The following is an 11982-nucleotide window of genomic DNA, read 5'->3' on the forward strand; positions in this document are numbered from 1 at the left end:
TTCACTTTAAACTCTATTTATCATATCATAAAACGCACTATTTCGCAGTTCTTTTCCACTTTTTTTGAAAAAAAGACCTCGCCTGATTTTCAGACAAGGCCTTACCTATTATTTTTCCGTTTGTTTCGATTGTGCCGCTCGTGCTGCTTGCAGATTATTAATAGGTTGGTCAACATTTGAAGTTTCTTTTTTCTGTTCCGAACGTTTCTTCTTCAGTTCGAAATATTTATCTAAGACTTCCTTTGAAATACTCATATTGATTTTGCTGTCACTATATCCATCACGATATTCCCACGGGACAACAACGGCAATAGCAATTTCTGGTTTTTTGGCAGGTGCATAGCCAACAAAAGTCGTATTCCAAACTTCGGCCATTTTTGATGCTGTTTTAGGTCCATCATAGAAACCTTGTGCCGTACCAGTTTTTCCTGCTACATCATAGTCCGCAGAACCGAAAACAGTACGCGCTGTACCATTTGGTCCGTGTGTTACTTGGTAAAAACCATTTTGTACTGTTTTAATATCCGCCTCCGTAACACCTAAACGGTTTAACACTTTTGGTTCGTTGCTAGATGCAACCGTTCCAACGGTGTCGCCTGAAGTACTTGGATTGCGGATTTCCTTCACCATAGATGGCTGAATACGTGAACCGCCGTTTGCAATCGTTGACGCATATTGCGCAAGTTGAAGCGGCGTATAAGAATCATACTGTCCAATTGCAAAGTCAAGAATTTTACCGATTGTATCATCTTGACCTTTATACCCAACTTGTTCGCCCGGCAAATCAATGCCTGTTCGGACGCCTAAGCCAAATTGATTGTAATAATAACGCATTTCATCGAAAGTTGAAAGCGGCGCACGAAGCGGACCGTTTGGCACGTATTTCGCGCCCCCCATTTTCATGGAAACTTGATACATGTAGGAGTTTGATGAAATTTCAAGTGCGCCAACTGGGTTAAGCGCAAGCGAGCGCTCCCCGTTTCTATTAAACCAAGAACTTTTTGGTTTCGTACCTTTGAAAACAATTGGCTGATCGACAAAAACTGTATCTTTTGTGATGGCGTCGCTCATAATCCCACTTAAAACCGTGGCACCTTTTACAGCTGACCCCATATTATAGGCGGTTGTAAACGTTCCAAGGGAATAATCTTCAAATTCGCCTTTGTCGTTTATTTTTTGTCCAGCTAAACTTAAAACTTCACCACTGTATGGATCCATCGCAACGACAAATGCGCGATCAAGCAAATCAGATCCACCAGAAGACTTACCTTTTTTAATATTATTTCGCAAAATTTCTTCTACAGCATTTTGGAATTCAACGTCTACGGATAAAACGAGGTCTTTTCCTTTTGAGCCCTCATTTTTTTGTACCGTTTCGATAATATTTCCTTGACTGTCAAGTACGCTTTCTGATTGCGATTTTTGTCCAGCGAGAACGTTTTGGTATTCTGCTTCTAGATAGCTTTTTCCGACACGATCATTTCGGCTATAGCCTTGCGATAAGTAATATTCTGCTTTTTCTTTTGGAAGCCCTTCTTTTGCTGATGAAACCGATCCTAAAATTGAGCGGAGTGTTTCATCATACGTATAAAAGCGATTCCAGTCTGTGGTTGTATCAACGCCTGGCAAGCTTTCTAAATTTTCACTAACTCTAGCGATTTCTTGATCTGTGACATCTTTGCTTTTCACAACCGCTTCGGTCATCGCATAACCGCTTGTCATTTTTTTATAAATCGTAGCGATACGTTTATCATCTGCTGTTAAGCTCGCTAAATCTTTATCTGTTACTTTTTCAACTTGGATTTTATAAGATTTAGAAGCATCAAGTGCTTGTTCTTTGGCTGTTAATCGGCTAAGCGATTCTTGTTCATTTGTTAAAATCCAATAATCTTGCAAATCGCGTTCTGTTAATTTTTCAGGTTCAACTTTTATCATCTTATCGAGCTTTTGCGCAACTTGCAAAGTTTCAGATGGTTTTGTTTGTTGACTTCTTGTATACGTAATCGATTTTACTGCTGTATTTCCAACTAAAAGATTATAATTGCGGTCATAAATAACACCACGTGGTACATTTTTTGAGACTGTAACATTTTCAGTTTCTTCTAGTTGTCTTTTATACGTATCCCCTTGAACAATTTGGACAATGCCAAGGCGTAGAATGAGTACAGAAAACAAAATAAAGATGACGAAGAAAAGAATATTGAGTCGGAGTGGTATGACGGCACGCTTTTTTTTCTTTGATTTATCTTTCTTTTTTCTAAAATTCAGTTTCACCTATCACAAACCCTCTCTTAAAAGATAATGCCTCTTTACATTGTAGCCGAAAACTAACAAACTTTCCACCTTCTGCAAGTTAGAATTTAATTAAAAATAGTATAAGAAAAAATAAAGAACCGTGACTGGTCACTAACCAATCACGGTTTAAAAGTTTAGATATTAAACTTATTTAGCAGCTGCAAAGCGTTTTGCAACTTCATCCCAATTTACTACGTTCCAGAAAGTATCGATGTATTCTGGGCGGCGATTTTGGAATTTAAGGTAGTAAGCGTGTTCCCAAACATCTAAGCCAAGAACTGGTGTGTAGCCATCGCTTAATGGGGAATCTTGGTTTGGTAGGCTGATAATTTCAAGCTCACCATTTTTAACAACGAGCCAAGCCCAGCCAGAGCCAAAGCGAGTAGTTGCGGCATCAGCAAATTTTGCTTTGAAATCAGCAAAGTTTCCAAATTTAGCATCGATAGCTGCTTTTAATTCGCCAGCAGGTTCGCCGCCGCCATTTGGGCTTAAAATGGACCAGAATAATGTATGGTTTGCATGACCGCCGCCATTATTACGGACAGCCGTGCGGATATTTTCAGGTACAGTATCTAATTTAGCAACTAATTCTTCTACAGGAAGGCTCGCTAAATCGTCGTGACCTTTTAAAGCGTCGTTTAATTTTGTAACATACGTATTATGATGCTTTGAGTAATGGATTTCCATTGTTTCCTTGTCAAAGTTAGGTTCTAACGCATCGTAAGTATATGGTAGTTTTGGTAATTCATAAGTCATTTAAAATTCCTCCTTGAAAATAATTTTGATTGTGCGTAAACAAATCAGACTATGCCAATAGACTTAGCTTTCTTCCAAAAAACAGCTTCACCCGTACCATTTTATCCTCTCGCTTACATCTTTTAGACTAGCACTTTCCGAAATCACATGCAATTTTTCTGCTTGAATTGATTTTCAGTTCAAATAAAGCTATGATGAAATAGCGAAAGAAGTTGAGAATATGTACACACAGTTCTCTCTTCCCTTTTCGAAAAATTTAAAACAAGCTGTGAGGTGCTTACGAAAAAAATGAATATTTTTAAACGTTTTTGGAAAAGCCTTTTTTCTCCTGCAGATATTGCTTCCTTCCGAAAAGATAAAGTAGGTTCAAGTATTTTCTACATCATCGTTTTAACTTTCGTCATGTTTCTCCCGCTCGCCTATTTCACAACAACGACTATAAACAATGGGCTCAAAGTTGGCGAAAGCACGTTAAAAAATGAAATTCCTGATTTTACAATTGAAGGTGGTAAACTTGTTACGAAAGATCCTTCCAAAGACGACCTGCCGATTTCAATTGATGAAGGGAACTTGCATGTTTATTTTGATGCGAGTGGAACACTAGATGAAGATGCTGTCGATAATAAAATCGGCTCTTATGACGGAGCATTTGCTTTCTTGTCTAAAGAAATTTATGTGACGGCTGCTGGCACTTCACAATCTGTCAGCTATGACACACTTGGGATTAAAGATAAAGATGATGTTTTAAGTCTGTATGCGTCAATCACTGATATGTCCAAAGTTTTCATCCCGATTATTTTATTGATTATCTTTTTATTTGCACTTGGATCAACATTTTTCCGAGTTGGTCTTTACGGATTGTTTGGATACATTTTAACTGGCTTTGGCCGAAACGGCATTTCTTACAAGGAAAACTGGATGATGGCGACTTATGCAATTACGCTTTCTGCAACGTTTACGATGATTATGGAATGGCTTCAAATAGCGGTTCCTTATGGTATGGAAATCAATTTGGTTGTTACGTTAATTGTTCTCTTTCTCGCGATTAGATCGCTGCCCCAAAAAACGAAAGAGCAGGAATAAAACGCAGCAAGTCGCATTTTTCTTATCAAATTCTCATACTAGAAATCGTGCTTTAACCCTAAAAAAATGGTATGATACTAGGTGAAAAACACTATAAAGGAGCGAATTGTCCTTGAACGAGAGAATATTACGTACGGAAACACGCCCTGTAAAAGTTGGAAATCTGACCATTGGCGGTAGTAATGAATTATTTATCCAAAGTATGGCGACGACAAAAACACATGATGTTGAGGCAACGGTTGCTGAAATTTTAAGATTGGAAGAGGCGGGCTGCCAAATTGTTCGAGTTGCTTGTCCTGATGAGCGAGCTGCTGATGCGCTTAGCGAGATAAAGAAACGCATCCATATTCCTCTTGTTGCTGACATTCATTTTGATTACCGTTTGGCGCTTAAAGCGATTGAAGCGGGTGTGGATAAAATCCGCATTAATCCTGGTAACATTGGTCGCCGTGAACGCGTTGAAAAAGTCGTGAATGCGGCGAAAGCGAAAGGCATTCCAATTCGTATTGGTGTCAATGCTGGTAGCCTTGAAAAGAAAATTATTCAAAAATATGGCTATCCAACTGCTGACGGTATGGTTGAAAGTGCCTTGCACCACATAAAAATACTTGAAGATTTAGATTTTCACGACATTATCGTTTCTTTAAAAGCCTCCGATGTAAACTTAGCCATTGAGGCCTATGATAAGGCGAGTCGCGCATTTAATTATCCACTCCACCTTGGAATCACTGAATCTGGGACACAATTTGCTGGCGGCATTAAAAGTGCTGCTGGTCTTGGCGCCATTTTGAGCCGCGGAATTGGTAATACTCTCCGCGTTTCGCTTAGTGCCGATCCAGTTGAAGAAGTGAAAGTCGCGCGTGAATTATTAAAATCATTCGGCCTTTCTTCCAATGCTGCAACGTTAATCTCTTGCCCAACTTGCGGCCGAATTGAAATCGATTTAATCAGCATCGCGAATGAAGTTGAAGAATATATTTCTACAATTAAAGCGCCCATTAAAGTGGCTGTGCTTGGCTGTGCCGTAAATGGGCCTGGCGAAGCGCGTGAAGCGGACATTGGTATCGCGGGAGCTAAAGGTGAAGGCCTCCTCTTCCGCCACGGTAAAATTGTGCGCAAAGTGCCTGAGGATATCATGGTCGATGAACTTAAAAAAGAAATTGACATTTTGGCTAAAGAATATTTCGCTAAAAAGGCAGCTGAAGAAGCTGCGGCAAAGTAACACTCATAAATGCAGGTGCGATTAAAAATTGCACCTGCATTTATTTTATTCCTAAACATCTTAAATTATGCTATGATGAGTTATAAAAAAGGAGATTTAAATGAACAAAGAATTAACTTTTCTAGATGGCGTAAAAGCTTGCTTACCAACTGTTTTAGGATATGTTGGTATCGGGATTGCTGCAGGCGTTGTTGGAAAAGCCTCCCACTTAAGCTTCCTTGAGATTACACTTCTTTCTGCACTTGTTTATGCGGGAGCAGCTCAGTTTATCATTTGCGGGTTATTATTACTTCAAAGTCCTATTTCAGCCATTGTCACAACCACTTTTCTTATTAATTCGCGGCATTTCCTGATGAGCATGGCAACAGCCCCAAGTTTTAAAAAAGCCTCGATTTTACATAATATCGGGATTGGTGCTCTTCTAACAGATGAATCCTTTGCCGTCGCTATGAACCAAATTGGGAATAAAAAAAACATCAACGTCATGTGGATGCACGGATTAAACGTAACAGCTTACGCCACTTGGATTTTAGCTTGTTTATTCGGCGCTATTATTGGGAGTTGGTTACCTAATCCTGAAATGTTTGGTCTTGATTTTGCTTTAACCGCCATGTTTATTGGCCTACTATATTTACAGCTTATCAGTGATAAAAGTAAGAAAATCAAAACGTCGCTACTTGTCATGGCAACGGTTATGCTACTTGTTTTCTTGTTCATGCGCTTTATGACACCTGAGCTCGCCGTTCTTAGCGCGACACTATTAGGCTGTTTGATTGGAGTGATTTTAGACAAATGGCCATCAGCACATACACCTTCCTCGCGATAATCGGTTGCGCCATCGTCACGTTTATCCCGCGCGTATTGCCTTTCCTTTTTGTTAGAAAAATGAAACTACCAGATTTGCTCATGAGTTACCTCTCCTATGTCCCGTTATGCATTTTGACAGCCTTATTTATACAAAGCTTGCTCACGGAACATGATGGTAACTTTCCGTCTATCGATCTTTTACCATTTTTGGCTGCTCTACCAACTATTCTGACTGCTATTTTAACTAAAAACTTACTTTGGGTCGTTGTGATTGGCATCATTTCAATGGCTGCACTTCGATTTTTCTTCTAGGAGGTATTTGATGAACCAACTTAATTACTGTATGCTTGATTTTGAAACCGCGAATGGAAGCCGAACAAGTCCTTGCTCGATCGGCATTGTAAAAGTCGAAAATGGCCAAATTCGCGATACATTTTATTCCCTAATCAATCCCGAAGAACCATTTTACAGGCGGAATATTGAAATCCACGGCATCTACCCTGACGATGTGCTGGGCGCTCCAACCTTTCAAGAAATCTATCCTTTCATTAGCGAATTTATCGGCACAACACCGGTCACTGCGCATTTCGCGAGTTTTGATATTAGCGTCTTCCGCAAATCAGCAGAGAAATACCAATTGATTTTACCTGAAAATGACTATTTCTGCTCCTGCATTTTGTCACAGCAAATCTTGCCGTTAAAAAGCCACCGTTTAAACCAGGTCGCGGACTACTTCGGCATTTACTTTAACCACCACAACGCACTTGACGATTCAAAAGCCGCCGCAGAAATTGTCTTAAAGCTCGCAGAAATCAAAGAAGTTTCCACCGTTCCAGCACTCATCAACTCAATTGGTTACCGCTTCGGACAAATTAACGGTGCCAATTTCGCCAAAGTATAAAGTAAAACGAATAAGCATAAATCCCGCAAAATACCATCTTTTAAAATGGAGTTTTGCGGGATTTATCTTTTATTCAGTAGCCGTACTCGAATCGGTGTAATCAGAAAAAGCATCTTTCAAATCGCTATCTTTGATTTTAATATTGGCTGCTTTATATTCCTTTTTAAGCGCTTTTGTCATGTTTTCGGATGTCATTTGCGACTCTATATAAGCAGCCTTCACCTTACTTTTGTCTTCTTTAAAAGATTTTTTCTCCGTTTTCTCTTCCAACTGGATAATATGGTAGCCGTAAGAAGATTTTACTGGTTCGCTAACATCGCCTTTGTTTTCAAGCGCATACGCCGCTTTTTCGAAGGCTTCATCCATTTCGCCTGGACCAAACGGATCAAGCAAACCACCATTTTCAGCAGTGGATGTGTCTGTTGAATATTCTTTGGCTAAATCTGCAAATTTTTCACCATTATCAAGTTTTTCCTTCACTTCTTTCGCAGTGGCCTCATCATCAACAAGGATATGGCTAACCGTAATATCGGGTTCCCAAGTCTTATAATATTCCTTTAACTTTTTATCCGTCACCTTTATGTTTGCTTCCGTTGCTTTTTGAACGAGTAAGTTATATTTTATATTATCTTTAAAACTTTCCTCCGTTAAATTATTGGATGCAAGTGTTGATTCAAAGCTATCCCCATATTGCTCCGCATATTTTTTATATTCTGCACTCACTTCCTTGTCGGATACAGAATATTTCTTTTCGAGGATTTTTTCAAAAGTGAGCTGCTGAACGGCATCACTTCCGTAACTCGTTTTAAGCGCCTCATATAATTCGCTTTCTGTAACATTTCCTGCGTCCGTTTTAACAACGGCACTGCTTGAACACCCTCCTAAAACGAGTGTTGTTGTTGCGGCTAGTACAATTAAAGTTTGTTTGAGTTTCATGTACGACTTCCTTTCTTTCACTATCTTCAATTAGTATAAACGATAGTTTTGAAAGGTTTGCGTCATAATTATGAATGAAATATGAACAAAAAAAACAGAAATGAGGGTCTCATTTCTGTTTTCTAATTAACTGGCTGCTTTTTTTAAGCAATCAGGGCATTTTCCATAAACTTCGAATTTATGGCCTTCAATTTCGTATCCGGGAAGTGCTTCGGTTAGGAAATCCATCGGGCACATCATAATTTCTTTTGTTTTTCCGCAACCTAGACAGATGAAATGATGATGGTGATGTTCGTGTGAGCATGCTAGGCGGAAGTTTTTTTCACCCGAAAGTTCTGTTTCTTCAAAAATTCCGAGGTCAACAAACAGCGATAAATTCCTGTAAATGGTGTCAAAACTAATGCCGGGAAAATCGTCTTTCATGTTTTCAAGAACGTCTTTTGCGGTTAAATAGCAATTTTTACGTGCAAATAATTCAATTAGAAATTGGCGTTTATCGGTATGTTTATACCCGGAATCTTTCATTTTTAGGAGTGCTTCACTCGCTGATAATGCCATTTTTTTCACCTCTTTTCGCAAGAATAAAGCGCATGCGGATTTTTTGATAAACCATTGTTAAAATTAAAATGATGACAGATAATAAAACGATGGCTCCACCTGGCGCTAAGTCTAAGTAATAGGCGCTAACAAGACCAACAATAACGGAAATTTCCCCAAAAATAATCGCGAAAATAATCGTCTGCTTAAAGCCTTTCGCGATACGGATTGCCGCTGCAACAGGCAAGGTCATCAGTGACGATACGAGCAAGATGCCAACGATGCGCATGGAGCTCGCGATGACGAGTGCAACAAGTACCATAAAGATAATATCGAAGGCTTTAGCACGAATTCCTGAAACGCGTGCATATTCTTCGTCAAACGAAAGTAAAAATAATTCCTTGTACAAAAGCAAAATCACGATAAAAACAAATGCAGCGATGCCGACAATGGTGTACATATCACTTCTATTTACTGCGCTGACGCTCCCAAATAAATAGCTAAACAAGTCTGTGTTAAAACCGTTTGCGAGCGAAATGAAAATGACGGAAAATCCCATGCCGGCGGACATTATAATTGGAATGGCGAGCTCTTCAAAGTGTTTATAGACGGAGCGCAGTTTTTCCATCAAGAGCGAACCAACTGTCGCAAAGCCAAATCCTAAATAAAGTGGATTTAAGCTGACGAGCGGTACATACGTTTTACTTAAAAACAAACTTACGGCGATGCCGGCTAATGTTACGTGACTAAGCGCATCTGCCATAAGAGACAGCTTGCGGACGACAATAAAACTACCTAGAAGCGGTGCCACAATGCCGATGACAAGGCCGACAATAAAGGTATTGCGAATAAAATCATATTGAAACAGTGTGGCAATCACAATGCGTTCCCTCTCTTTCTAGCCCTTCTGTGGCCGCTTCGATTTCACGTTCTTCTAAATAAAGATGATAATCGCGCGTACTCCCATCGAACAAAATTCGCTTGTTGATGCTGATGACATGGTCGACATAGTTGTTAATCGCAAGCATGTCGTGCGTTACAAGTATTAGCGTCATTTCTTTTGTCTGATTGAGTTTCCCTAACAACTCATAAAACGCTTTAACATTTTCTACATCGACGCCGACAGTTGGCTCGTCCAGAATGAGCATTTCAGGCTTGCTGACAAGTGACCTCGCGATAAAGACGCGCTGCTGCTGTCCACCTGATAGTTCGCCAATGTTGCGGTTTAAAAAGTCCGTCATTGAAACGGTTTTAAGCGCCTCGAAAATGGCTTCGTTGTCCGCTTTACCTAACATTTTAAACAGCCCTTTTTTCTTGGTTAAACCACTCGCCACAACTTCCTTCACGGTAGCCGGGAACGCTGAATTGAACGCGTTTGATTTTTGGGAAACAAAACCGATTTTTTCGAAATGGCGAAAATTTTGCTGTTTCTCGCCAAACAAAGAAATACTTCCCTTTTGATTTTTTAAAAGCCCTAAAATTAATTTTAAAAGCGTTGACTTGCCAGAGCCATTCGGCCCAATGATACCTGTAAAACTTCCTTTTTTAACAGAAAAATGTATGTTTTCAAGAACTTCCTCATGATCATAATGAAAGGATAGCCCTGCTATTTCCAAGATTTCTTTCATTTTCAAAACTCCTTTTTGAGCTTTTCAAGCACTTTCCTAGTATAGCGGATTTATGTTAAAATGTAAATCGTAATGAATCTGATTAAGAAAAAAGATTACTTTCTTGTACTTTAGGGAAATAAGTTGTCAGGGGGTGCGACAGATGAATTTAATCTGGATGTACATAACGTATTTTGTAATGGTGGCAGTTAATGCTTTTGCCAATATTTTACCTTTAAACGGGGTAACGACTGGCGAAGTGAGCAATCGGTATCAAACCTTGTTTACACCTGCCGGTTATGTGTTTTCAATTTGGGGTCTTATTTACTTACTCTTATTTGTTTGGCTTGTAGGCGTGACTGTGAAACGTGAGCACGTGACAAGTCAACTGGCGTTTGTCTTTACTTCAAGTAGCCTTTTAAATGCACTTTGGATTTTTATGTGGCATTTCAATTTGATTTTTTTATCCATCGTTGTGATGCTGCTCTTGCTTCTCTCGCTACTATTATTTTATGCGTATCAAAAGCAAATTTCAAAGCGACGTTTGTGGCGTGTGCCAATTTCAGTATATCTTGGCTGGATTTTCGTGGCAACAATTGCTAACATTTGTTATTACTTCAATGTCTTGGGCTTAGTGAGCTTTCAATCTGGCGCAACAATTATTTTACTTCTTTTAGCAAGCTTCTTCGTTCTCGTATTTCGTTACAAGCAAAATGATTTTATTGTGCCGCTCGTTTTTGTTTGGGCATTCATCGGTATTTTCATTCGCGATTACGCATTGGCACCGTTTGTTGCCTATACAGCGCTCATTATGGCGATTATGATTTTCATGTTGAATTGGTTCCGTTTAAAGCAATATAAATAAAAAAGTGCCAAGCGCGTAATTTCGCTTGGCACTTTTTTATTATTTAGAGAAAATCTCTGTCAACACTGGAACAACTTGTTTTTTACGTGATACAACGCCAGCAAGTGGTGCTTTGCCGTTTACAATTTTCACGTTATACGCTTCTTCTACAGCATTTGTTTCTGTACCAATCGCTACACCAACAGAATCATTTGTTAAAATGTTGGTAATGATGAATAAATATAAGCCTAAGCCTTTGTCTGCAATGGCTTTTTGGATAACAGGTTCCACTTCGCTCATGCGTGATAACACATCTTCTTCATCTACGACATTAATTTGTGCGATTTCAATTTTATGACCGTTCATATCGAATTCTTTCGCATCAAGTAATAGTTCAGCGACGGATTTTTTGCTTACATCGGCGCCCGCACGGAGCATTTCCATGCCGTAAGCTTGTAGATCAATGCCCGCAATGTCTGCTAGCTTTTCTGCCGCAGCTTGATCTTCTGCCGTTGATGTTGGGGATTTAAATAGCAATGTATCCGAAATAATTGCGGAAGCCATCAGTTTGGCAACGGTTTTTGGAACTTCAATATTTTTTTCTACAAAAAGTTTTAATAGGATTGTCGCCGTGCATCCAACTGGCTCTGCGCGGTAATAAAGCGGATCTGCTGTTTCAAAGTTGGCAATACGATGGTGGTCAATGACCGTATGTACCGTCACGTTTTTAATATCGTCTGCACTTTGTTGCGCTTCATTATGGTCGACAAGGCACACTGTAGTTACTTCATTTGCAACCGTTTGGACTAAACGCGGGGCTTCGATGCCTGCACTTTTTAAAACAAATTCCGTTTCAGAATTTAATTCACCGAGGCGAACTGCTTCCACTTCAAAACCTTCTGCCTTTTTTAGTTCGCTGAAGGCTATCGCCGAACAAATTGTGTCGGTATCCGGGTTTTTATGCCCAAAAACTAACATTTTTTCCATATTTATC

13 protein-coding genes are annotated in these 11982 nt (G+C 39.5%); 6 read left to right on the forward strand and 7 right to left on the reverse strand.

Translation table 11 applies throughout. The features are described 5' to 3' along the window. Positions 1 to 108: 108 nt before the first annotated feature. Entirely contained in the window at positions 109 to 2274 is a 2166-nt protein-coding gene (locus CFS60_RS02195) for a penicillin-binding protein 2 (protein ID WP_088808973.1), read from the reverse strand. A gap of 168 nt (positions 2275 to 2442) precedes the next feature. Further along, positions 2443 to 3051: a superoxide dismutase gene (locus tag CFS60_RS02200; protein WP_088825181.1), complete on the reverse strand. Its 609-nt coding sequence runs from the start codon at positions 3049 to 3051 to the stop codon at positions 2443 to 2445. Between the two features lie 288 nt (positions 3052 to 3339). Here CFS60_RS02200 and CFS60_RS02205 point away from each other — a divergent pair, with 288 nt between their 5' ends. The 5 genes from CFS60_RS02205 to CFS60_RS02225 all read left to right on the forward strand — a co-directional run bounded on the left by CFS60_RS02205 (position 3340) and on the right by CFS60_RS02225 (position 7064). Then, a complete protein-coding gene (locus CFS60_RS02205) occupies positions 3340 to 4134 on the forward strand; it encodes a DUF1189 domain-containing protein (protein ID WP_088808975.1) in 795 nt (264 codons plus the stop codon). Between the two features lie 112 nt (positions 4135 to 4246). Next, entirely contained in the window at positions 4247 to 5356 is a 1110-nt protein-coding gene (ispG, locus tag CFS60_RS02210) for a flavodoxin-dependent (E)-4-hydroxy-3-methylbut-2-enyl-diphosphate synthase (RefSeq protein ID WP_088838767.1), read from the forward strand. Positions 5357 to 5456: 100 nt separating this feature from the next. Then, a complete protein-coding gene (locus tag CFS60_RS02215; RefSeq protein WP_088815269.1) occupies positions 5457 to 6182 on the forward strand; it encodes an AzlC family ABC transporter permease in 726 nt (241 codons plus the stop codon). Continuing rightward, positions 6149 to 6475, forward strand: a complete 327-nt coding sequence (locus CFS60_RS02220) for an AzlD domain-containing protein (RefSeq protein ID WP_088815270.1) — start codon at positions 6149 to 6151, stop codon at positions 6473 to 6475. Before CFS60_RS02215 ends, CFS60_RS02220 begins: the two co-directional genes overlap by 34 nt. 10 nt (positions 6476 to 6485) lie before the next feature. Continuing rightward, complete coding sequence (locus CFS60_RS02225) at positions 6486 to 7064, forward strand: 3'-5' exonuclease (RefSeq protein WP_088838768.1); 579 nt, start codon at positions 6486 to 6488, stop codon at positions 7062 to 7064. 69 nt (positions 7065 to 7133) lie between these two features. Here the strand turns inward: CFS60_RS02225 and CFS60_RS02230 are convergent, their stop codons facing one another. From CFS60_RS02230 to CFS60_RS02245, 4 genes are all read right to left on the reverse strand, one after another. Then, complete coding sequence (locus CFS60_RS02230; RefSeq protein WP_088838769.1) at positions 7134 to 8000, reverse strand: peptidylprolyl isomerase; 867 nt, start codon at positions 7998 to 8000, stop codon at positions 7134 to 7136. A gap of 126 nt (positions 8001 to 8126) precedes the next feature. Continuing rightward, positions 8127 to 8558 carry a Fur family transcriptional regulator gene (locus CFS60_RS02235; protein ID WP_088808981.1) on the reverse strand — a complete coding sequence of 144 codons (432 nt, stop codon included), beginning with the start codon at positions 8556 to 8558 and terminating at the stop codon, positions 8127 to 8129. After that, entirely contained in the window at positions 8539 to 9417 is an 879-nt protein-coding gene (locus CFS60_RS02240; protein WP_088838770.1) for a metal ABC transporter permease, read from the reverse strand. The genes CFS60_RS02235 and CFS60_RS02240 overlap by 20 nt, the downstream gene beginning before the upstream one ends. Then, positions 9392 to 10165 (reverse strand): metal ABC transporter ATP-binding protein, encoded by a 774-nt coding sequence (locus CFS60_RS02245; RefSeq protein WP_088808983.1) that lies wholly within the window; start codon positions 10163 to 10165, stop codon positions 9392 to 9394. Before CFS60_RS02245 ends, CFS60_RS02240 begins: the two co-directional genes overlap by 26 nt. Before the next feature lie 142 nt (positions 10166 to 10307). On the opposite strand from CFS60_RS02245, the gene CFS60_RS02250 reads away from it, so the two are divergent. Continuing rightward, positions 10308 to 11009 carry a tryptophan-rich sensory protein gene (locus CFS60_RS02250; protein WP_088808984.1) on the forward strand — a complete coding sequence of 234 codons (702 nt, stop codon included), beginning with the start codon at positions 10308 to 10310 and terminating at the stop codon, positions 11007 to 11009. A gap of 39 nt (positions 11010 to 11048) precedes the next feature. Here the strand turns inward: CFS60_RS02250 and CFS60_RS02255 are convergent, their stop codons facing one another. Beyond that, positions 11049 to 11975, reverse strand: coding sequence for a manganese-dependent inorganic pyrophosphatase (locus CFS60_RS02255; RefSeq protein ID WP_088808985.1), 927 nt, complete (start codon positions 11973 to 11975; stop codon positions 11049 to 11051). Between the last annotated feature and the right edge of the window lie 7 nt (positions 11976 to 11982).

It is taken from the genome of Listeria sp. ILCC792, from assembly GCF_900186135.1.
GTDB lineage: Bacteria > Bacillota > Bacilli > Lactobacillales > Listeriaceae > Listeria > Listeria goaensis.